The following is a 20,633-nucleotide window of genomic DNA, read 5'->3' as shown; positions in this document are numbered from 1 at the left end:
GCGGAGCCATACGCGTGAGGATATCGGTGCGGCGTCGGTGGGCGCCGTTATCCTCCCGGGTCCCATGGGTGCACTGGCCGACTTCATCGCTCCGGCGCGCTGCGCCGCATGCGGCGATGCCGCCGACGGCGACCTCTGCGAGTACTGCTCCACGGCCCTCGAGATCATCGGTCCGCCGCTGTGCCGGCGGTGCGGGACCCCCGGCACGGAAGCCGGGCCCTGCATAGCGTGCCGGTCGTTGACCGCTTTCGGCCGGGCCCGCAGTCTGCTGGTCTTCGGTGGACCGGCGCGGCGGCTCGTGCTCGTCCTGAAACGGCGTGGCTCGACCTCGCTGGCAGCGGACGCGGGACGCCTGCTGGCCGACCTCGCCCGGCGCGAGGGCCTGGACGGACGCACGGTCGCCTGCGTCCCCGCCGGCCGCCGCGCCCGAGCGCGGGGCTTCGACCACGCCGAGCTCCTCGCCCGTGCGGTCGGGCGCGAGCTCGGCGTGGCGTTTAGGCGATCGCTGGTCCGCGCCGGGGACGCCTCCCGGCAGGCCGACGTGTCGATCGACCGGCGGCGAGCCAACGTCGCGTCGGCGTTCGTGTCCCGGCCCGTGACGGGTGCCGTCCTTCTCGTGGACGACGTGTACACGACGGGTGCCACCGTCGATGCAGGTGCTCGGGCGCTCCGGGCGGCAGGGGCGGACCGTGTCGATGTCCTCACCCTCGCCAGGACGCTTCGGCGGCACGCAGGACCCCGGCTCTGAAGCCCGGTGGCGGGACGATATACTGCGTATGTGAACCTCATCCTCACGGGGCGCGGGGTCGACCTCAACGACCGCCTCCGTGGATACGCCACCGACAAGCTCACACGCGTCGAGCGATTCTTCGACCGCATCATCAAGATGGAGGTCGAGCTGTCCACCGAGCGCAACCCGCGCGTGCGCAACGGCCACCGCGTCGAGGTGGTGGTCAAGACTCCCAAGGACACCCTCCACGCCCACGGCGCCGGTGGTGACCACTTCGCCGCCATCGACCAGGCCGCCCACCGGCTCGAGACGCAGGTCAAGAAGGCGAAGGCCCGCCTGCGCAACCGCGGACAGCGGACCAACCACGAGCCGAACGGCCGTGAGAACCCGGGCCCGAACAGCCGGGCGGCGCCTGCCCTGGACGAAGATGGGCCGGTGATCGTGCGGCTCGGGCAGCCACCGGGCAAGCCGATGGCGGCTGAGGAAGCCGTGCTGGAACTCGATTCCCGGGGGCTGGAGTTCTGGCTGTACACGGATGCCGAGACGATGGCGCCCGCCGTCGTGTACCGTCGCGGCGACGGTACTTACGGTGTGATCGAGCACCGGTCGTAAGGCGAGAGGGCGGGCGATGGTGCAGGCGAACGGTGAGCCGGAAGCAGCAGGCGGCGCTGACGCGCAGGATACGTCGGGCGACCAGCTGATCCGCGTGATGATCGCCGACGACCACGCGCTGTTCCGTCAGGCTCTGAAGACCGTCCTCGACGACGAGCCCGATCTCGAGCTGGTGGGGGAGGCGAACGACGGCGAGGAGGCGGTGCGGATGGCGGAGGAGCACGTCCCCGACGTCGTCCTCATGGACGTCCGGATGCCGAAGATGGCCGGCATCGAGGCCGCGCGCCGCCTGAAGGATTCGCTGCCGACGACCAAGGTCGTGATGCTGACCGTCTCGGACGACGAAGAGGACCTCTTCGACGCGATCAAGGCCGGAGCGTCCGGCTACCTGCTGAAGGAGATCAACCCCGACGAGGTCGCCCGGGCCATCCGACAGATCCAGGCCGGCCAGTCGTTGCTGTCGCCGTCCATGGCCTCGAAGCTGCTGACCGAGTTCGCCACGATGACCAAGCGGGCCGAGGAGCGGCCCTACCACCCGCGCCTGACCGAGCGCGAGATGGAGGTCCTCAGGCTGGTCGCCGAAGGCAAGACCAACCGCGAGATCGGCAAGGACCTCCACATCTCCGAGAACACGGTCAAGAATCACATCCGTAACATCCTCGAGAAGCTCCACCTCAACTCGCGCATGGAGGCCGTGATCTACGCGGTGCGCGAGAAGCTCCTCGAGATCGAGTAGCCCGCCGCAGCGGCTCTCGGCCCCGCTTCGGGCTACCATTGCGCCGATGAGCGTTCTCCAGAAGGTCCTCGGGGCCGGCCAGAAGCGGAAGCTCAAGCAGCTCTCGGGCCAGGTCGATGCCGTCAACGCCCTCGCGTCCGACGTCGAGGGTCTCAGCGACCCGGAGCTGCGCGCCAAGACGGACGCCCTGCGCGAGCGCGTCCGGGACCTATGCGGCGGCGATCCGGCGCAAGCCGAGTTCGAAACGGTCGAAGCGGCGCTGGAGCAGGTGCTGCCGGAGGCGTTCGCAGTGAACCGGGAAGCCGCGAAGCGGACGGTCCGGATGCGTCACTTCGACGTCCAGATCTACGGTGGGATCGTCCTGCATCAAGGCCGTATCGCCGAGATGCGCACCGGTGAGGGCAAGACGCTCGCCGCGACCCTGCCGTGCTACCTCAACGCGCTCGCGGGTCGCAGCGTCCACGTGGTAACGGTCAACGACTACCTGGCCAAACGCGACGCCGAGTGGATGGGTCAGGTACACCGCTTCCTCGGGCTGTCGGTCGGTGCGATCCAGAACCAGATGCGCCCCGAGGAGCGCAAGCCGATCTATGGGGGCGACATCGTGTACGGCACGAACTCGGAGTTCGGGTTCGACTACCTGCGCGACAACATGACGTTCCGCAGGGAGGACCTCACCCAGCGCGGACACGACCTGGCGATCGTGGACGAGGTCGACTCGATCCTGATCGACGAGGCGCGGACACCGCTGATCATCTCCGGCGCGGCCGAGGAGTCGGCGCAGTGGTACACGCGCTTCGCGCAGATCGCGAAGCGGTTGACCAAGGACCGCGACTACGAGGTGGACGAGGCGAAGCGGACGATCGCGGTGACCGAGGAGGGCGTCCACCACGTCGAGCAGATGCTGGAGGTCGAAAACCTTTACGACCAGGTGCACACCCCGCTCGTCCACTACCTCCAGGGCTCGGTCAAGGCCAAGGAGCTGTACAAGCGCGACCGCGGGTACGTGATCGACGGCGGCGAGATCGTGATCGTGGACGAGTTCACGGGTCGCAAGATGCCCGGCCGCCGGTGGTCAGACGGGATCCACCAGTCCGTGGAGGCCAAGGAGGGCGTCCGGATCCGCGAGGAGCACCAGACGCTGGCCACGATCACGATCCAGAACTACTTCCGCATGTACGACAAGCTCTCGGGCATGACTGGCACCGCCATGACGGAGGCGGCGGAGTTCAATCACATCTACGAGCTCGACGTCGTGGAGATCCCGACGAACCAGCCGATGGTCCGCGGCGACCACGACGACCTGATCTATAAGACCGAGGACGCCAAGTGGACGGCGCTCACCGAGGACATCAAGGAGCGGCACGCGAAGGGACAGCCCGCCCTCGTCGGCACGACGTCGGTCGAGAAGAACGAGCGGCTGGCACGGTTCCTCGATCGCAACGGTATCCCGCACGAGATGCTCAACGCCCGCAACCACGAGCGCGAGGCGCAGATCATCGCCCAGGCCGGCAACATCGGTGCCGTCACCGTCGCGACGAACATGGCCGGACGCGGTGTCGACATCATCCTCGGCGGCAACACCGAGTTCGAGGGCCGGCAGGAGGCCATCGCGGCCGGTCTGGAGCCGGACACGGCCGAGTTCGAGGACCACGTCCGCAGGTTCGTGGAGCGCAAGCGTCCGGAGTGGGAGGGTGAGCACGCCAAGGTCGTCGAGCTGGGCGGTCTCTACGTCCTCGGCACCGAGCGCCACGAGTCGCGACGGATCGACAACCAGCTCCGAGGCCGGTCCGGACGCCAAGGCGACCCCGGTGAGTCCCGTTTCTACCTGTCGCTGGGCGACGACCTCATGCAGCGGTTCGCGGCCGACCGCGTCGGGTCGATCATGGAGCGCCTCAAGCTTCCAGACGACGTCCCGATCGAGCACAAGCTCGTCAGCCGGTCGATCCGCCGAGCGCAGGCGCAGGTCGAACAGCAGAACTTCGAGATCCGCAAGAACGTCCTCAAGTACGACGAGGTGATGAACACCCAGCGCGTGATCATCTACAAGTGGCGTAACCAGGTCCTCGAGGGCGAAGAGACGAAGAAGCTGCTGCTCGACTGGCTGGAGGACGTCGTCGAGGACCAGGTTCTCGTCACCACGGAGAACATGGATCCTGCGGACTGGGACTGGGACGAGCTGCTCGCCAGGATGACGACGATCTACCCGACGACGATCACGCGGGCGTCGTTCGACCATCCGGACGACCTCGACTCAGGCGAGGTCGTCGACGTATTCATCGAGGATGCCGTCAAGGCATACGACATCCGTGAGGCCGACCTCACGGAGACGGTGATGCGCAGGCTGGAGCGCACGGTCGCCCTCTCGGTGATCGACAACAAGTGGCGCGAGCACCTCGCCGAGATGGATTACCTGCGTTCGGGCATAGGGCTGCGAGCGATGGGTCAGCGTGATCCGCTCGTCGAGTACCAGCGCGAGGGGTTCGACATGTTCGCCGCCCTCGTTGAGACCGTGAAGCTCGACTCGATCCGGTACATGTACCACGTCGAAGTCGTCCAGGAGCAGCGCCAGCCGCGCAGCGCGGTCGAGATGTCGAGCGCCGCGCCCAAGCAGCGAACGGTCACCAAGAAGGACAAGATCGGCCGGAACGATCCATGCCACTGCGGCTCCGGCAAGAAGTTCAAGCACTGTCACGGCAAGCCGGGAGCGCCGGTCGAGGCCTGAGCCGGCACCCGTGTTCCGTGCCCGCCGGTAGCCTGCAGGCTCATGGCCACTCACGAGATCGACCCCTCTGCCCTCATCAAGGCGCTGCGCGCCAGGCTCGACGACGCCCGGAGGTTCCTTTGACGTCGAGACCAAGAAGAAGGAGCTCGACGAGCTGAGGGCCGCCGCTTCGGAGCCCGACCTGTGGGAGGACCAGGACAAGGCGCGCGAGGTGACTCGCAAGCTCGCCCGCTACGAGTCGACGATCGACGCGGTGGCCGGCTTGGCGGCCCGCATCGACGATGCCGAGGTGCTCCTCCAGCTCGCCGCCGAGGAAAGTGACGCCGGGACGGCGGCCGAGGTAGTCGCCGACCTGCAGTCCATCGAAGGTGAGCTCTCGAGCCTCGAGCGCGAGTCGCTCTTCTTCGGCGAGTACGACGACAACCCAGCCATCGTCAGCATCCACGCCGGTGCGGGAGGCGTCGACGCCCACGACTGGGCCGAGATGCTGATGAGGATGTACATGCGATACCTCGAGCGGAGCGGGTTCGACTTCGAGGTGGATGAGGTCTCGCTCGGGGAGGAAGCCGGCATCAAGTCGGCGACGCTCACCGTGCGCGGAGACCACGCCTACGGGACGTTCGAGGGCGAACGCGGCGTGCATCGCCTCGTCCGCATCAGCCCGTTCGACGCCGCCGCCAGGCGTCACACGTCGTTCGCCGGCGTCGACGTCATCCCGGAGGTCGAGTCGACGGAAGTCGAGATCGACCAAGAGGACCTGAGGATCGACACGTACCGGAGTCAGGGGGCCGGCGGTCAGCACGTCAACACGTCGGACTCCGCCGTCCGGATCACGCACCTGCCCACCGGGATCGTGGTGGCGTGCCAGAACGAGCGGTCCCAGCTCCAGAACAAGAACCGGGCGATGCAGATCCTCGCCAGCCGACTCGCAGAGCATCACCGCCACGAGCAGCAGAAAGAGATCGACGCCATACGTGGCGAGCAATCGGAGGCCGGGTGGGGTCGCCAGATCCGCAGCTACGTCCTCCAGCCGTACCAGCTCGTGAAGGACCTGCGGACCGACCTGGAGATCGGGAACGTCAACGGCGTCCTCGACGGGGACCTCGACGCACTGACCGACTCGTACCTGCAGTGGCGGAGGGCTCAGGCCGAGAGGGCCTAGCGGCGGTGCGAGAGAGCTTGTATATGGCGGAGCCGTCGGTACCATCTGGCCGAGAGCAGGGAGAGGGGCCAGCCAGACATCGGGCCTCCGCGCCCGACTCATCTCCTGCGAAAGGTCCGCGGTGATTCGCCTCCAGAACGTCACGAAGGTCTACGACGGCGCCACTGTCGCCGTCAAGGACGTCGGGCTCGACATCCAGAAGGGGGAGTTCGTCTTCCTCGTCGGGCCATCGGGATCGGGCAAGTCGACCCTCATCCGCCTCATGATGCGCGAGGACCGCCCCACCAACGGCGACATCTGGATCGCAGGCAAACACGCCTCGGCGATGCCGAGCTGGAAGGTGCCGCACCTGCGTCGCTCGATCGGGACCGTGTTCCAGGACTTCAAGCTCCTGCCGAACAAGACGGTGTTCGAGAACGTGGCGTTCGCGCTCGAAGCGACTGGGAAGCCGCGCCACTCGATCAGGGCGCAGGTGCCACAGGTCCTCAAGCTCGTCGGCCTGTCCGAGAAGTCCGACAGGAACCCGAGACAGCTCTCCGGCGGTGAGCAGCAGCGCGTCTCGATCGCCAGGGCATTCGTGAACCGGCCGCTCATCTTGCTCGCCGACGAGCCGACCGGGAACCTCGATCCGGCGACGTCGGTGGGGATCATGCGGATCCTCGACAGGATCAACCGGACCGGCACGACCGTGGTCATGGCAACGCACGACCACGCCATCGTCGACGCGATGCGCCGCCGTGTCGTCCAACTCGACCGAGGCCGGGTCGTGCGCGACCAGAGCCGGGGGGTGTACGAGGACCGGACGAGGGAGCGGCCGGCCGTGCGCCGCCGGCAGATGGAAGCTCCCCCTCAGGCGCTCGAAGGTCAGGAGAGCTTCCCGGAGGAACCCGAGGCCGGCGAGGGGAGCGGCTGATGCGCCTCCAGTACGTCCTCGGCGAGGCATTCCACAACATGGGCCGGAACGCTCTCGTGGTCCTCGGCGCCGTCCTGGCGGTGTTCATCTCGCTGTTCCTCACGTTCTCGACGCTGCTCTTCGGCGAGATCGTCAGGGTCAACACGGTCAAGTGGTCCGAGGACGTGAGGGTCGAGGCCTACGTCAGCGACGAGCTCGACGGCCCAGGTGTGCAGACCCTCCAAGAGACCATCGACGGATGGGAGGACGTCGCCGAAGTGCGCTTCGTCTCGAAGTCGCAGGCGCTCGAGATCGCCCGCGATCAGTTCGAGGACGACCCGACTGTGCTCGAGCTCATCGAGGAGAACCCGGCGATCATCCCGGCGTCCTTCAGGATCCAGCCGTCCGACCTCAAGGACTACGACGGGATCGTGAGCCGCCTCGAGGGGACCCGCGGCGTCGACTCGGTCGCCTCGGCAGGCGCCGCCGTCGACAGGATCACGGCGTTGCGGGACGGACTGCGCGTGTTCTCGTGGGTGCTCGCCGTCGCCCTCGGCGTCGCCGCCGTCGCCCTGATCGCCAACACGATCCACATGGCGGTGTACGCCAGGCGCGAAGAGATAGAGATCATGAAGCTCGTCGGGGCGTCGAACTGGTTCGTGCGCACGCCCTTCCTGCTCGAAGGGATGCTCGAAGGCTTCCTGGGTGCCTTGCTGGCGGTCGTCCTCGCCGTCGGCGTGTACCGGCTCGGTGAGACCCAGCTCGACGGGCTGCCGGACTTCATCGACCTCACGATCGGCAGCAACTTCCTCGTGAAGGCTGCCGTCCTGGTCATGGTGTTCGGGGTCGCGGTCGGAGCCGTCGGGAGCGCCATCAGCCTCGCCGTGCACCGTTACATCAGAACCTGATGACCAAACAAGATGCGGGCCGCAGGGTCGTCGCCACCAACCGGAAGGCTCGCCACGACTACGACGTTCTCGACACCTACGAGTGCGGTATCGCCCTGACCGGCTCCGAGGTGAAGAGCCTGCGGGCGGCCCAGGTGCAGATGAAGGATGCATACGGCACTCTGCGCGACGGCGAGATCTGGCTCGAGAACCTGCACATCGCCCCCTATCAGTTCGCCAGGGACGGGGGGCACGACCCCGAGAGGTCACGCAAGCTGCTCCTCCATCGGCGCCAGATCGACACGCTGGTCGGCAAGCTCCGCGAGGAGGGCCTCACGCTCGTGCCCCTGTCGATCTACTTCAGCGGAGGGCTCGCCAAGGTCGAGATGGCGCTGGCCAAGGGCCGCCGGGCTTACGACAAGCGCCAGAAGATCAGGGAGCGCGAGCAGCGTCGCGAGATGGAGCGGGCGACCAGGCAGCGCTGAATCCGTTCTTGCGTCCCCCCATCGCATCGATGCGACGCCGGGACGCCGGAACCGGGCTACGCCTCGATCACGAGCGGCACGTCGAGGCCGACACCCCTGGCGGCCTTGGCCTTGCTCACGTGCACGATGACGATCCCGCCGATGACGATGACCGAGCCGGTGATCCTTCCGATGGTGAGGTCCTCGCCGAGGAACAACCACGCCAGGAGGGCCACCTCGACGAGTTGGGTGGTGGCGATCACGCCTGCGTGGAGTGCGTTGAGCGTCTTCATCGCCCTATGCCACAGGGTGAAGGCCACCGCAGTGTTGACGATGCCGAGCAGGAGCAGCAGCGACAGCGAGCGCACGGTGAGAGGAGGGAAGGCCTCGACGATGAGAGCGACGCCGAGCAACGCGATGCTACCGACGGCCATCGGAACCAAGGTGGCGTCGATGCTGAAGACGGCGCCGTCCCGCATCAGTCGACGCTGCAGCAGGTTGGAGACGCCGATGCCGACGGCTGCGCCGGCGGCCAGGAGCAGCCCGGCGGCCTCCGACCCTGTCGGAAGGGCGGGGAAGAAGACGTAGATCCCGGCGACGACGACGACTACGCCCACGAACTCCCAGCGCGATGTGGGCTCGTGGAGGAGGGTGCCGGCCGTGAAGGCGAGCACGAGGGGGATCCCGGCCTGGAAGACGAAGTTGAAGCTGACGGCCTCGACCAGATCGAGGCCCAGGAACAGCAAGGCGGGCACGACGGCGTAGAGGAGGAGACCGAGCGCAGTCATCGTGCGGCCCGCGCTCGGCGTGATCGTCACCTTGCGGGTCGGCCGGGCGAGGCGATAGACGGCCAGCGCCACCGCTCCGATGAGGTACCGCAAGGAAGCGAACGTGATGGGCGGGATCTCCTCGAGCCCTTGCTTGATCCACACGAAGGATGTCGCCCACAAGAACGCAGCCGCGAGCGCCAAGCCGACGGCTTGGGGCACGGTCGGGGGTGGTTCCTGCTCCTGGGTCACACGGTCAGGCCGACGCCTTCGAGCGCCTTGTCGATCTGGCGCAACGTCTCGGCCTGGTCCTCGGGGGAGTGCACGAAGTCGAGCAGGCTCGAATCGATCTTCACGATCGGGATCTCCGAATAGTCGACCAGCCAGTCCGAGTAGCGATCGTAGACGCCCTCGAGGAAGGAATGATCGATTTCGCGCTCTGCGATCCTGCCCCTCGCCGCGATCCGTTCGAGGGTCAGATCGAATGGCGCCCACGGGACGACGATTGCGTCCGGCGTCGGCAATTGAGCGGCGAGCGCCTCGTAGAGCGACAGCAAGGTGGCGAGATCGTTCGAGTCGTACGCGCCGGCAGCGTGGTATGCGTGGAAGAAGACCAACCCGTCCTCCTGGATGCACCGCTCCTGGACGACCGGCTTGTCGATCCCCGCCGACGCCTGATGCTGGCGAGCCCGTTGGGCCAGGTAGTACGTCTGCATGCGGAACCCGAGGTCCTTGAGGTTGGCGTAGACGTCGGACAGGTACGGGTTCTCGTCGATCGGCTCGTCGAGCGCATGCCACCGGCCTTTCGAGGTCAGCAGATCGACGAGGGACGTCTTGCCGACCCCGAGCGGCCCGGACACGGCGATGTACGGACGTCGCGAGCGCAGGTCGATCGTGATCGACTCGTCGGCCCGCAGGTCGATCTCGATCCGGTCGGGAGCGAGCATCTCTTTCAGGTCGTCGAGGCTCCCGGCGATCTGGTAGTCGATGATGCCGTCGATCATGAGGTTGTTGCCGCCCGGCTCAACGGCGCGAAAGTCGGTTTGGAGGCCTATGACGCGCTTGCCCCGTCCGTAGGCGATGCCCGCCTCGATGCATGCTCCCTCGTCGGGGACACGTCCATCGAGGTTGAAGACGAGGACGTCCGCTTGCTCGACCGCGACGAGGTTCTTGCGAAAGATGGCGTCCCTCGCCTGTTCGAGGGTCAGCCCGTCGACCATGTAGTCCTCGAGGAAGCCGGCGTCCAACTGTGGGAACCAGACCTGGTAGCCGAGGTCGTCGAGGATCTCCTTGGCGCGCAGGTTGAACGACCGCTCGCCCTCGTTGAACAGGCCAGCCGCGTAGTACACCCGTGGTCGGCGGCGCTCCGCCATGAGAACGCTCCCTTCATCGACGCATGCGCATGCCTTGAAGAGGTCAAACGTCTTGCACACCAACCGGCGCCACCGACGGTAGCCAGGGCGCGCCCAGCGTGGCAACTGGTATGGATGGCGGCCCGGGCGCTGGCACGGCATGGTCGCGACTATCGTGTTCTGGTCGTCTGCGGACGACACCTCACGGGGGTGAAACGGTTTCGACCGTGAGGGTTGAAGTGACGGAAGCGAGCCGAGGAACCCCGGAGTCCTCGTTAAATCGCCGGGAAACCAACAAGTGCCGACAACGATCTGGCACTGGCCGCCTAACTAACGCGGCCTGTCCGCCCGCTGGGCGCCTGCCTCGGAGGGATCGGGCAACGCAATGCAGGATGCGGCGACGGGGATGTCGGGACCCGTCGCTCAAGACCAATCCCGACTAGGTCGCAGGTGAAAGGCGCCGGCAGCGTCTCCTCGACCGAACACTTGCTGCCGGCTGCGCTCGGAGATGCCGTCACCGAAGCCTCATGGGACGGGGGTTCGACTCCCCCCACCTCCACCCGTTTCCAGCCTTCTGGAGCCGGCCGGAGACGCGCTGCCGTCGCCCCCGCGGCTCGGCGTGGCGCCCGCGTGAGGCTGGTCAGCCGTCGAGCCGGCGCTCCATCATCTGCACCGACCAGTACTTGCCGAACTTGCGGCCCACCTCGTCGTAGACGCCCACCGTGCGGTAGCCGAGGTCGGCATGGAGCATGACCGAGGCATCGTTCGGGAGGGCGACCCCAGCGATGGCCCGGTGCGTATCCGTCTTCTCGAGCTCCTCGACGAGCCGCTCCAAGAGCATGCGGCCGTAGCCGTGACCGATGGCGGCCTCGTCGAGCACGACCGTGGTCTCGACCGTCGTCTCGTACGCCTCCTTGGCGCGGAACGGGCTGCTGTACGACATCCCGACGATGACGCCATCCACCTCGCCGACGAACAGTTGGTAGCGCCCGTCGTCGGAGTACTTCTCGAACCAGGCACGCCGCCACTCCTCGGTCTGTGGCTCCCGATCGAATGAGACATGGGTGCCGACGATCCAATGGTTGTAGATCTCCGTGAGTCTCGGGATGTCGTCGCTCGTGCCGCGGCGGATGACGACGCCCATGTCACTCGAACGCCAGGTCGCGAACCACGAGTGCGCTCGGAAGGGCGGAGAGGATCTCCGGTGACGCCTGCAGCTTGAGCGAGCGGCTGCCACCGCCGAGGATGACCCAGTCGCACCCCATCACCCTGTCGTCGATGTAGAGCGGCAAGCCTTCCGGGAGCCCGAAGGGGGTCACCCCGCCCATGGTCATGCCCGTGATCTCGGCCGTCAGGTCCGGCGGCGCGAAGGAGAGCTTTCTCACGCCGAGCAGATCGCGCACCTTCTTGTTGACGTCGAGCCGGGTGGTGGCGAGGACGACGCAGGCGGCGTTGTGCCCTTGCGGTCTCTTCGAGGCGACGACGATGGTGTTGGCCGACTGGCTCTCCGGGTAGCCGTAGTGAGCGCAGAACATCGCCGTGTCGGCGAGCTCCGGGTCGCAGGGGATGAGCGTGTAGGGGACACCGGTGGCGTCCGCAGCCTGCTTGACCCGTGCTTCGATATCCACGCGGTGATTGTGCCACTCAGCCGCCGGCTGCCCAGCGGTTCCATGCCGGCCGGTCGGACCCGTCGGCGCCGACGAGCCCCATGGTGTCGAACGGCACGGGCGCATCCTGGTCGTACACGTGCGTCCACGCCGCGATGGCGATCGGCAAGGAGGCGGTCAGATCGAAGAACCGATCGACGAAGGCGGCCTGCTCGTCTTCGCTGCCGGCGAAGCCGTTCGGTGCGTCTCCCGATTGCCAGCCGGTGGCCGTGACGACGATCGGCAGGTCGGTGTATTCGCCCAGATCGGCGTAGTACCCGGCCGGCATCGCAGCCGGGCTCTCGAACACGAGGCCCGGATAGGACGTGATACCGAATGCCTCGGCGGCCGGGTAGTCGTCGACGACTTCCCAGGTCGGCGGGACCTCGAGGTCGCCGTGAAGGCCGTCCCTGCGCCCGACGAGCCATTCGTACTGCATGACCGGGAACACGATCGTGCTCGGAGAGACGCTGGCGATGGCTGCCGCGAGCCGGTCGAACAGGAGCACGAAATCCTCGTACTCGTCCGGGGCGAGACGATTCACCTCGTTTCCGATTCCGAGAAACGTGACGGAGTGCTCGCGCACGAACGAGAGGGCGTCGAAGATGTAGGCGTCGACGCTCGCCTCGGTGAGTGGGAAGTCGGGGTGCGCCACGATCACGGCGGCGAGCCCTCGGCCCTGCGCCTCTTCGGCCACCAGCCCGAGCACCGAGCTCGGGTCTCCCAGCTCGTCGAGTCTGCCGGCATGGGAGACGACCGACCCGGCTCCGGCGGCGCGGTCCCAGAAGTCATCGAAGTCGGAACCTTCGAACGACAGGGGGCTGAACCCGACCCCGAGCATTCGCTCGGGCAGGTCTGGCGGGATGGCGGCGGTCGTCGTGACCGGGGGCCCGGCGGTGCCCGTCGTGGACGACGCGGAGGCCGACACGGTGCCGGTCGTGGTCCCACCCGTCCCGGAGCAACCTGCAACGAGGAGCGCCAGAACGGCGACGGTTCGTCTCATTCGGCGTATGAGAGGCTCACGAAGACGACGTCGCCCTGGTCGGACAATATGACCGAGGCGGTGACTCCATTGCCCTGCCCGGCGAGCTGAGCGAAGCCGCTGCGCGGGTCCGAGACGGCTACGACGAAACCGGCATCCTCCATCCACTGATCGTAGAGATCGAACAGCTCGTCGAACCGATCGTCCGGATAGTGCGCGGTGACGTGGTAATCCCGTCTCCCCGACTCGGTTGTCACGACGGCATCTGCGACCTCGCCGCCGTCGGGCATCGGCATCGGAAATCCCTCCGGTACCTCTCCTTCGACGACGACCGCGTCGCCTCCCGATGTCTCGTCGACCGTGACGACGACGTCGCCTCCGCTCGGGTCGATCTCACCCGATCGGCCATCGGAGCAGGCCGCAGAGAGCACGGCCGCCGCGACGATGATGGCGCACGCTCGCATGGTCCCATTCTCCAACGAATCACTTCGGAAAGGGCGCATCGTGTGGCAGAATCACCGGACCAGGGAAAGGAGGTGGTCCTAGTTGAGTGAAGGTTTATCGAGGACCCTGGAGGTGGCCGAGCGCTAAGCGGCCATTGACCAGTCGAAAGGGGGTGGCCGTTTTCCGACACGTGTGACGTTTCGTCACTGGTCGGCAAGGTGGCGACTCCAACTCGGACCACCGGGACCCGGAGATCCGCAACTTGGTCCTATTGCGGCGACGAGTTCGCTCGTCGAAGTATCTCCGGGTCTTTCGCGTCCAAGGTCGACGAGTTCGCTCGTCGAAGTATCTCCGGGTCTTTCGCGTCCCCGGGGGCTTTACGGTTGTGTCCGTGGAGCTCGGGTCGACGAGTTCGCTCGTCGAAGTATCTCCGGGTTCTTCGGCGTCCAGGGGGGCTCTACGATTGTGCCCGTGGAGCTCGGTTCCTACCTCGAAGCGATCAGGCACGACGGCGACGCCTTCGCCGCGGCCGCCCGGCTCGGCCTCGACGCCCCGGTTCCCTCATGCCCCGGATGGAGTGTCGCCGACCTCGTCGCCCACACCGGCCAGGTGCACCGCCAGAAGGAGCAGATAGTCAGGGAGCTGGTCGTCGACAACCCTCCGGACGAACCCGAGGCCCCGGAATCCGGTCTCATCGAGTGGTTCGAGGAGGGGGTCGACCTGCTCCTCGACACGCTCTCGAGGACCGACCCCGAACAGCCGGTGTGGAGCTGGTACGACAACGATCGCACGGCGGGCTTCTGGTACCGCAGGATGGCTCACGAGACGGTGATCCACAGAGCCGACGCCGAGCTGGCACACGGGGAGGTCGGGCCGATCGGCGCCGAGCTCGCCGCCGACGGGGTCGACGAGCTGGTGGAGGTGTTCATGGCGGGCGAGTACCCGGACTGGCTGAAGCTCACCGAGACCGACCGCACCATCGAGCTGGTCATCGAGGACGCAGCAGGGCGCTGGCGACTCAGGAAGATCGGCTACAGCGGCACGTCGCCCAACTCCGGCAACGTCTACGCCGACGAACCGGGGTTCGTCCTCGACGACGGGCACGGTGACTCCGGGGCGGTGGTGAGCGGACGGGCACGCGACATGCTGCTGTGGACTTGGGGGAGAGGGCCGCTCGAATCACTCACGGTCGCCGGTGACCCATCCATCGCCGGAGACCTGCGGAGTGCCGCCGCCGACGCCACCCAGTGACCAGCCCGGATGTCTCAAGCGAGATCGGCAAGCTGAAGCAGGTCCTGGTGCACCGGCCGGGCGTCGCCATCGCCCGCCTCACGCCCGAGAACAAGGAAGCCCTCCTCTTCGACGACCTCCTGTGGGTGAGCCGGGCCCAACGGGAGCACGACGACTTCGTTGCCATGATGGAGGAGCGGGGCACAGAGGTGCTCTACTTCGACAAGCTCCTCGGCGAGGTCCTCGACGACGCCGGCGCCCGTGACGAAGTGCTCAGGCTCGCCTTCAACCCCGCCCAGTGCGGGCCGCATGTGGCGACCGAGCTCGTCTCCGCGCTGGCGGACGCCCCGACGAGAGCCGTCGTCGACCTGCTGATCGGCGGGATCATGCATCGCGAGCTCGTCGACTGGGATGTCGAGTCCGTTTTCGCGGACCTCATGGCCGACAGCCTGGCATACGTCCTGCGTCCCCTCCCGAACCTGCTCTTCATGAGGGACAACGCCGCCTGGATAAGGGGCGGACTGTGCATGAACGTGCTCGCCACGCCCGCCCGCTCCCGCGAGTCCGAGTACATGCGGATGATCTACCGCCACCACCCGCGCTTTCGTGACGTGCGATTCCCCGTGTGGTTCGGAAAGGAGCCGGGCGACGCATACCCGGCGACGATCGAGGGCGGCGACGTGCTCGTCCTGACCGACGACACCCTCATGGTCGGCATCGGCGAGCGCACCGCTCCGGCTGCGGTCGAGATCCTGGCGCAGCGCCTCTTCGCGCAGTCCACCATCCGGCGCGTCATCGCCGTGCACCTCAAGCGCGACCGATCGGTCATGCACCTCGACACGGTGTTCACGATGGTGGACGTCGACAAGTTCAACGTGTTCCCCGGGATGCTCGAGAGGGTCGACGTCCACGTCATCACCCCGGGGATGGGACCGCGGCTGCAGGTCGAGCACGTTCACGACCTGGCCACCTCGCTGTACGACACATTCGAGCGCGCCGACCTCGTGTTCATCCCAACGGGCGGGGACGCCATCGGGATGCTGCGGGAGCAATGGGACGACGGCAACAACACGCTCGCCCTCGAGCCGGGTCTCGTCGTCGCCTATACGCGCAACGTCGAGACGAACCGGCGGCTCGTGGACGCCGGAGTCGAGGTCCTCGAGCTCGACTCGTCCGAGCTGTGCCGGGGGAGGGGTGGGAGTCGCTGTATGACGCAGCCGATCGTCAGGGAGCCGGTGCCGAGGTGAGGCGGTGCCTGGCGGCGGCATCGGCCGACCCGAGGACGGTGAGTGTGCTCGGGTCACCGGTACGCTCGGACCGGTGGATGAGCTGGTGACCGTCGGAAGGTATCTCTACCGAGGCGACGCAGAGGTGGCGGCGGCGCGGCTCGCCGATGCCGGCCTGAGGAGCATGATCGTCGCAGACGACGAGGGTGGTCTGAGTCCCGGATTCTTCTCCGACCACAGGATCAGGCTCGTCGTCGACGCGGCGACCGAGGCACAGGCCGCCACCATCCTCGACGGCGGACGAGAGCCGCCCGGGGCGGATGAGATCACGGCTGCCATGGTCGCCCACGCCCGCTTCACCCACCCGGAGGAGGCGTGCGGCCTGCTGGCGACGGACTCCACGCGAGCCATACGGATGGTCTACTGCCTGACGAACGTCGATCGCTCGGCGCATCGGTTCACCGTCGATCCGGCCGAGCACTTCATGGCGATGCGCCACGCCGAGCGGAACGGGTGGGAGATCGGCGGGGCGTTCCACTCGCATCCGTCGAGCTCCGCGTATCCGTCCTCCACGGACGTCGCCAGGGCTCTCGACCCCGAGTGGCTCTACGTCGTCGTCTCCCTCGTTGACCTCGATGCTCCCGTGGTCGCCTGGTTCAGGATACGGGACGGCCGGGTGACCCCGGTTGGGACTGCGGGACAGCCCGATGGCCGCCAATAGGATCGCCACCGTGATGGAGCTGCGAGACCCAGTCACGACAGAGCCGCCCCACGAGGCAACCGCCTGACATGCGCCTCCACGTCCTCGGCAGCAGTGGGAGCAGCCCGGTGCGCGGCAACCCGGGATCCGGCTACCTCGTCACGCACGGCGAAGAGGCGATCTGGCTGGACGCCGGACCGGGCACGTTGATGGCTCTGCTCGACATCTTCGACCCGAGCCGGCTGAGCGCCATCGTGATCAGCCACACCCACCTGGACCACTCGACCGACTTCCTCGGCTTCTACCACTTCGTCGCCCACGGTCCGGGGGCGACGAGGCTCCCGGTGTTCGTGCCGTCTGGTGCCGCCGAGCACTTCGGATCGTATGTCGCCTCGGGGCCGTCCCACGGGTTCTGGTCGGCATTCGACTTCACGACCTGCCAGACCGGCACCCGGGTCGCGATCGGCGCCGTGTCCTTGACGTTCGCTTCCGCCAACCACTCGGTGCCGTCGATCGCCACGCGCCTCGAGGCTGCCGGTCGGTCGCTCGTGTATACGGGGGACACGGGCGAGAGCACGGCGGTGACGGAGCTCGCCCATCGAGCAGACGTGTTGCTGTGCGAAGCCTCGATGCAGGGGCCGGTGAGCGAGTCCGCCTTCGAGTTCCACATGACCGCCGAAGGAGCCGGCCGAATGGCGGCCGAGGCCGATGTCGGGAGACTGATCCTGACACACCTCCCGCCTACGCTGAGCCACGAGCGCTCGATCGCTGAAGCAGGCGCGACGTGGGGGAGGGAGCCCGAGTTGGCAAGGCCGGGCACGACCATCGAGATCTGATCTGGAGGGATGATGCGAGAAGGGCGGAGCGCAGCCGAGTTGCGCCCGGTGAAGCTGCACAGGGGGTTCACGGAGATGACCCCGGGCTCGGTGCTCATCGAGATGGGCCGCACCCGCGTGTTGTGCACCGTCTCGTTCGATGAGGGCGTGCCGCCTTGGATGCGCGAGTCCGGACAGGGGTGGGTCACCGCCGAGTACGCGATGTTGCCCGGTTCCGGCAGGGAGCGGATCTCGCGCGGGTCGATCAGCGGCGGCCGCACCAAGGAGATCCAGCGCCTCATCGGCAGGTCGCTGCGAGCCGCCGTCGACTTCGCGGCGATGACCGACCTGACGGCGCGCATCGACTGCGACGTGCTCCAGGCCGACGGCGGTACGAGGACCGCGGCGATCACGGGAGCCTGGGTGGCGCTCGCCGACGCCTTCGACGCGAGGGTGGCGGCGGGCAAGCTCGCCGCCAGCCCGATCGTCGACGAGGTGGCAGCCGTCTCGGTCGGGATCGTCGGGGACGAGGTGTTGCTCGACCTCGAGTACCAGGAGGACGTCTCGGCTCAGGTCGACTGCAACGTCGTGATGACAGGGTCCGGCAAGCTGGTCGAGATCCAAGGAACCGCCGAGGGCGCTCCGTTCGAGCGGTCACAGCTCGAAGCGATGATCGACCTCGCCACGGACGGAATCGGCTCTCTCGTGCGGAGACAACGCCAGGCGAGGGAGGCGTGACTCGCCTGATCGTCGTGGCGTCGCAGAACCCGGACAAGGTCTCCGAGGTCGAGGCGGTCCTGGCGGGAATCGATCTCGACATCGAGGTCGTGCGCCATGTGACGTGGCCGGGGGTGCAGGAGACCGAGCCGACGCTCGAAGGCAATGCGCTCCTCAAGGCTGCGGCAGTCGCGGCCCACACGGGTCTGGCCGCCGTCGCAGACGACACCGGGCTCGAGGTCGCAGGCCTCGGCGGCGCCCCGGGCGTCCACACGGCGCGGTTCGCCGGCGACGGCGCCTCGTACGAGGACAACGTCTCGAAGCTCCTCGCCGACCTGGTCGGGGTCGCCGATCGATCAGCGAGGTTCCGGACGGTCGTTGCGCTCGTGACGCCCGGGGAGGAGCCCGTCGTCGCCGAGGGAGTCCTCGAAGGCACGATCGCCGCGGCGAGGAGAGGCGCCGGCGGCTTCGGCTACGACCCGGTGTTCGAAGTCGACGGCGAGACGCTCGCAGAGATGGGAACGGCGAGGAAGAACGAGATCAGCCACAGGGCGCGGGCGCTGCGAGCGCTCGCCGAACGACTGGCCGGCGACCAGACGGGATCGTGGCGCGACTGATCCCGGCCCCGAGGGCCGGGATCGTCTGGCGCACGGCGTGTCTTGTCTAAGCCTCGAACCAGGTGGTGGTCACATGGCAGTTGATCGCCGTGTCGGTGGCCGCCGTGCCGAGCGAATCCGTGCTGTAGCGGAACGGATCGCTCGTGGCCATCTCCACGACGACAGGCTGCTCCGCCCCGAAGAAGAGCTCATCGAGCTCGGTCACGATCTGGTGCTCCAGCTCCGACCGCTGCGCCTCGAGCCTGCGAAAAGCTGCCGCGAGACGGGATTCGGTTGCCACTTGCACTCTCCTGGACGGTACGTTTCAAGGATCGGCGATCGGCGGGTGATGCACGAGCATGGTTTGTCGGGGACCACCGTGACTAGTTTCCGCTGGGACGGCTGATGGCGGCGGTCACGCTCGACGGGGTGAGCGTGACGAGAGGGGGGACTCGCATCCTCGATGCCGTTTCCCTGGCTGTCGACGACGGCGAGCTGTTCGCCATTCTCGGCGCCTCCGGATCGGGCAAGACGTCTCTGCTGCGAGTCGTCGCAGGGCTCGACACACCCCAGAACGGCGAGCTGTGGTTCGACGGCGAGGCGATGCACGGTGTCGAGCCCGCCGATCGAGACTTGGCGATGGTCTTCCAGAACAGCTCACTGATCCCGTTCCTCTCGGCTCGCAGGAACGTCCAGTTCCCGCTCGACATCCGATCGATCGCTCAGGACGAGATCGACAAGCGGGTTCTCAGCGAGATGCGGGCGCTCGGCATCGAAGGGCTCACCGAGAGGTATCCGAGGCAACTGTCGGCGGGTGAGGGTCAACTCGTCCAGATCGCCAGGGCGATGGTTCGCCGACCGCGCGTCCTGTTGCTCGACGAGCCGCTCGCCATGCTCGACGCTCCTGTGCGCAAGCGATTGCGCGGTGACCTCAAGCGCCTCCAATCCGGCTACGGCGTCACGACCCTGTTCGCCACGAACGACCCCGAGGATGCGATGGCGATCGCAGACCGGGGAGCCGTGATGGCGGATGGCCGCATCGCCCAAGTCGGCTCCCTTCAAGAGATGTACGCCAGACCGGCGACCCGTCTCGTCGCCGAGTTGCTCTCGTTGGCGCCGCTCACAGTGCTCAGGATGCAGGTGGTCGGAGATCCGGGGACGCCCCATCTGGCTGCCCGAGGGCTCGTCCTCTACCCGCGCCAGGTGGACCTCGACCCTCACATCGGCGACGAGGTGGACGTGCTCGTCCGATCCGGAGACGTGTCCGTCGACCCTGTCGGGCCGATCTCCGGGGCGGTCGTGAGCTCCCAGCGGATCGGGTCGAACCTGCTCTCCCGAGTCGATGCCGGCGGGTGGACCCTCCTGATGTCGAGTCGGAACGCACCCGCCGATCCCGGTCGGGAGGTCACCGTGCGCATCTCCCGATTCCACGTGTTCGCCGCCGACACCGGGCTCAGTCTCGCAAGCACGAGTTGCTGAGCGGCTCAGAGCACGATCGTGCCGCCACCGGTTGCGATGCCGGCTCGTACGCCGCCCAGGTGGCTCCCGGCCCTGATCAGGATGCTCGGGCTGCCAACGTGACGCTCCAAGGCGTCGGCATCCACTCCGATCTCCACCCACTCGATCCCGTGCACATCGACGAGATGGCCGACCGGCGTCCTGGACGGATGATCTTCCGGTGCGACGTGCCACTGGATGAAGAACGGCAATCCGGCCTGCAGGGCGGTATCGACGCCCGTGACGGTCCACGACAGCGTCACTCCGTCCGGGCGGACGCGCTGCATCGTCACGGCAGGCGACCCGATGCGATCGGCGACTCCGGTGATGTCGTTCGTCCCCAGGCAGACGGCACCGAGTTGCTCGGCGGCACCGAGCTGCTCGGCGGCCGCGGCGAGCCTCGTCACCCATCGTCCGAACGGGCTGCCGGCTGCCTCGTCCCGGTCGTGCACG

General features: G+C 67.4%; 22 protein-coding genes, 1 other RNA gene and 1 pseudogene. 16 read left to right on the top strand and 8 right to left on the bottom strand.

The genetic code is table 11. The features are described from left to right. Positions 1-64 precede the first annotated feature (64 nt). The 8 genes and pseudogenes from VGC47_11255 (at position 65) to smpB (ending at position 8,229) form a co-directional block, all read left to right on the top strand. Positions 65-748 carry a double zinc ribbon domain-containing protein gene (locus VGC47_11255; GenBank protein ID HEX9855879.1) on the top strand — a complete coding sequence of 228 codons (684 nt, stop codon included), beginning with the start codon at positions 65-67 and terminating at the stop codon, positions 746-748. A gap of 30 nt (positions 749-778) precedes the next feature. Beyond that, the gene (raiA, locus tag VGC47_11250) at positions 779-1,342 is read left to right on the top strand and encodes a ribosome-associated translation inhibitor RaiA (GenBank protein ID HEX9855878.1); all 564 of its coding nucleotides are present in this window, start codon (positions 779-781) and stop codon (positions 1,340-1,342) included. Between the two features lie 97 nt (positions 1,343-1,439). Then, entirely contained in the window at positions 1,440-2,078 is a 639-nt protein-coding gene (locus tag VGC47_11245; GenBank protein HEX9855877.1) for a response regulator transcription factor, read from the top strand. 46 nt (positions 2,079-2,124) lie between these two features. Then, complete coding sequence (secA, locus tag VGC47_11240; GenBank protein HEX9855876.1) at positions 2,125-4,803, top strand: preprotein translocase subunit SecA; 2,679 nt, start codon at positions 2,125-2,127, stop codon at positions 4,801-4,803. 42 nt (positions 4,804-4,845) lie between these two features. Then, a protein-coding gene (prfB, locus tag VGC47_11235) for a peptide chain release factor 2 (protein ID HEX9855875.1) occupies positions 4,846-5,965 on the top strand; the annotation gives its coding sequence in 2 pieces (ribosomal slippage) (positions 4,846-4,923 and positions 4,925-5,965; 1,119 coding nt in all). A 121-nt stretch (positions 5,966-6,086) separates the two neighbouring features. Then, a pseudogene (gene ftsE / locus VGC47_11230) lies at positions 6,087-6,761 on the top strand (cell division ATP-binding protein FtsE). Positions 6,762-6,877: 116 nt separating this feature from the next. Next, positions 6,878-7,765 carry a permease-like cell division protein FtsX gene (locus tag VGC47_11225; GenBank protein ID HEX9855874.1) on the top strand — a complete coding sequence of 296 codons (888 nt, stop codon included), beginning with the start codon at positions 6,878-6,880 and terminating at the stop codon, positions 7,763-7,765. Then, entirely contained in the window at positions 7,765-8,229 is a 465-nt protein-coding gene (smpB, locus tag VGC47_11220) for an SsrA-binding protein SmpB (GenBank protein ID HEX9855873.1), read from the top strand. Before VGC47_11225 ends, smpB begins: the two co-directional genes overlap by 1 nt. Positions 8,230-8,285: 56 nt before the next feature. Here the strand turns inward: smpB and VGC47_11215 are convergent, their stop codons facing one another. Next, positions 8,286-9,197: a DMT family transporter gene (locus tag VGC47_11215; protein ID HEX9855872.1), complete on the bottom strand. Its 912-nt coding sequence runs from the start codon at positions 9,195-9,197 to the stop codon at positions 8,286-8,288. Between the two features lie 26 nt (positions 9,198-9,223). Further along, positions 9,224-10,348, bottom strand: coding sequence for a deoxynucleoside kinase (locus tag VGC47_11210; GenBank protein ID HEX9855871.1), 1,125 nt, complete (start codon positions 10,346-10,348; stop codon positions 9,224-9,226). Between the two features lie 185 nt (positions 10,349-10,533). On the opposite strand from VGC47_11210, the gene ssrA reads away from it, so the two are divergent. After that, positions 10,534-10,889, top strand: a transfer-messenger RNA (tmRNA) gene (gene ssrA, locus VGC47_11205). A gap of 78 nt (positions 10,890-10,967) precedes the next feature. Here ssrA and VGC47_11200 read toward each other — a convergent pair. From VGC47_11200 to VGC47_11185, 4 genes are read right to left on the bottom strand one after another with little or no spacing between them, the layout of a single operon-like run. After that, positions 10,968-11,471 (bottom strand): GNAT family N-acetyltransferase, encoded by a 504-nt coding sequence (locus VGC47_11200; GenBank protein ID HEX9855870.1) that lies wholly within the window; start codon positions 11,469-11,471, stop codon positions 10,968-10,970. Position 11,472: 1 nt separating this feature from the next. Continuing rightward, positions 11,473-11,955 (bottom strand): YbaK/EbsC family protein, encoded by a 483-nt coding sequence (locus VGC47_11195; protein HEX9855869.1) that lies wholly within the window; start codon positions 11,953-11,955, stop codon positions 11,473-11,475. 16 nt (positions 11,956-11,971) lie between these two features. Next, positions 11,972-12,976 (bottom strand): hypothetical protein, encoded by a 1,005-nt coding sequence (locus VGC47_11190; GenBank protein HEX9855868.1) that lies wholly within the window; start codon positions 12,974-12,976, stop codon positions 11,972-11,974. After that, positions 12,973-13,419, bottom strand: coding sequence for a hypothetical protein (locus VGC47_11185; GenBank protein HEX9855867.1), 447 nt, complete (start codon positions 13,417-13,419; stop codon positions 12,973-12,975). The genes VGC47_11190 and VGC47_11185 overlap by 4 nt, the downstream gene beginning before the upstream one ends. Before the next feature lie 451 nt (positions 13,420-13,870). Here VGC47_11185 and VGC47_11180 point away from each other — a divergent pair, with 451 nt between their 5' ends. The 6 genes from VGC47_11180 to rdgB all read left to right on the top strand — a co-directional run bounded on the left by VGC47_11180 (position 13,871) and on the right by rdgB (position 18,704). Continuing rightward, positions 13,871-14,650, top strand: a complete 780-nt coding sequence (locus VGC47_11180; GenBank protein HEX9855866.1) for a maleylpyruvate isomerase family mycothiol-dependent enzyme — start codon at positions 13,871-13,873, stop codon at positions 14,648-14,650. Then, positions 14,647-15,876: an arginine deiminase gene (locus tag VGC47_11175; protein HEX9855865.1), complete on the top strand. Its 1,230-nt coding sequence runs from the start codon at positions 14,647-14,649 to the stop codon at positions 15,874-15,876. The genes VGC47_11180 and VGC47_11175 overlap by 4 nt, the downstream gene beginning before the upstream one ends. Positions 15,877-15,949: 73 nt before the next feature. Beyond that, positions 15,950-16,576, top strand: coding sequence for a M67 family metallopeptidase (locus VGC47_11170; GenBank protein ID HEX9855864.1), 627 nt, complete (start codon positions 15,950-15,952; stop codon positions 16,574-16,576). A 68-nt stretch (positions 16,577-16,644) separates the two neighbouring features. Then, a complete protein-coding gene (locus tag VGC47_11165) occupies positions 16,645-17,391 on the top strand; it encodes an MBL fold metallo-hydrolase (protein HEX9855863.1) in 747 nt (248 codons plus the stop codon). Positions 17,392-17,400: 9 nt separating this feature from the next. Further along, on the top strand, positions 17,401-18,108 hold the full coding sequence (gene rph, locus VGC47_11160; protein ID HEX9855862.1) for a ribonuclease PH: 708 nt from the start codon (positions 17,401-17,403) through the stop codon (positions 18,106-18,108). Then, positions 18,105-18,704 carry an RdgB/HAM1 family non-canonical purine NTP pyrophosphatase gene (rdgB, locus tag VGC47_11155; protein HEX9855861.1) on the top strand — a complete coding sequence of 200 codons (600 nt, stop codon included), beginning with the start codon at positions 18,105-18,107 and terminating at the stop codon, positions 18,702-18,704. The genes rph and rdgB overlap by 4 nt, the downstream gene beginning before the upstream one ends. Before the next feature lie 46 nt (positions 18,705-18,750). Here the strand turns inward: rdgB and VGC47_11150 are convergent, their stop codons facing one another. Beyond that, a complete protein-coding gene (locus VGC47_11150; GenBank protein HEX9855860.1) occupies positions 18,751-18,984 on the bottom strand; it encodes a hypothetical protein in 234 nt (77 codons plus the stop codon). Between the two features lie 104 nt (positions 18,985-19,088). Here VGC47_11150 and VGC47_11145 point away from each other — a divergent pair, with 104 nt between their 5' ends. Further along, positions 19,089-20,162 (top strand): ABC transporter ATP-binding protein, encoded by a 1,074-nt coding sequence (locus VGC47_11145; GenBank protein HEX9855859.1) that lies wholly within the window; start codon positions 19,089-19,091, stop codon positions 20,160-20,162. A 5-nt stretch (positions 20,163-20,167) separates the two neighbouring features. Here the strand turns inward: VGC47_11145 and VGC47_11140 are convergent. Continuing rightward, positions 20,168-20,633: VOC family protein (locus tag VGC47_11140; GenBank protein HEX9855858.1), on the bottom strand; the 466-nt coding region annotated here is incomplete at its 5' end.

The sequence above is a fragment of the Acidimicrobiia bacterium genome, from assembly GCA_036396535.1.
Taxonomy (GTDB): Bacteria; Actinomycetota; Acidimicrobiia; order Spongiisociales; family UBA5794; genus DASWKR01.
Note: the sequence above shows the minus strand (reverse complement) of the source record. Positions and strands in the feature narration are given on the sequence as shown.

Coding starts and splice junctions, on each gene's coding strand:
- VGC47_11255 (HEX9855879.1), top strand. CDS start 65: ATGGGTGCACTGGCCGACTTCATCGCTCCGGCGCGCTGCGCCGCATGC.
- VGC47_11245 (HEX9855877.1), top strand. CDS start 1,440: ATGATCGCCGACGACCACGCGCTGTTCCGTCAGGCTCTGAAGACCGTC.
- secA (HEX9855876.1), top strand. CDS start 2,125: ATGAGCGTTCTCCAGAAGGTCCTCGGGGCCGGCCAGAAGCGGAAGCTC.
- VGC47_11225 (HEX9855874.1), top strand. CDS start 6,878: ATGCGCCTCCAGTACGTCCTCGGCGAGGCATTCCACAACATGGGCCGG.
- smpB (HEX9855873.1), top strand. CDS start 7,765: ATGACCAAACAAGATGCGGGCCGCAGGGTCGTCGCCACCAACCGGAAG.
- VGC47_11210 (HEX9855871.1), bottom strand. CDS start 10,348: ATGGCGGAGCGCCGCCGACCACGGGTGTACTACGCGGCTGGCCTGTTC.
- VGC47_11200 (HEX9855870.1), bottom strand. CDS start 11,471: ATGGGCGTCGTCATCCGCCGCGGCACGAGCGACGACATCCCGAGACTC.
- VGC47_11190 (HEX9855868.1), bottom strand. CDS start 12,976: ATGAGACGAACCGTCGCCGTTCTGGCGCTCCTCGTTGCAGGTTGCTCC.
- VGC47_11185 (HEX9855867.1), bottom strand. CDS start 13,419: ATGCGAGCGTGCGCCATCATCGTCGCGGCGGCCGTGCTCTCTGCGGCC.
- VGC47_11165 (HEX9855863.1), top strand. CDS start 16,645: ATGCGCCTCCACGTCCTCGGCAGCAGTGGGAGCAGCCCGGTGCGCGGC.
- rph (HEX9855862.1), top strand. CDS start 17,401: ATGATGCGAGAAGGGCGGAGCGCAGCCGAGTTGCGCCCGGTGAAGCTG.
- VGC47_11145 (HEX9855859.1), top strand. CDS start 19,089: ATGGCGGCGGTCACGCTCGACGGGGTGAGCGTGACGAGAGGGGGGACT.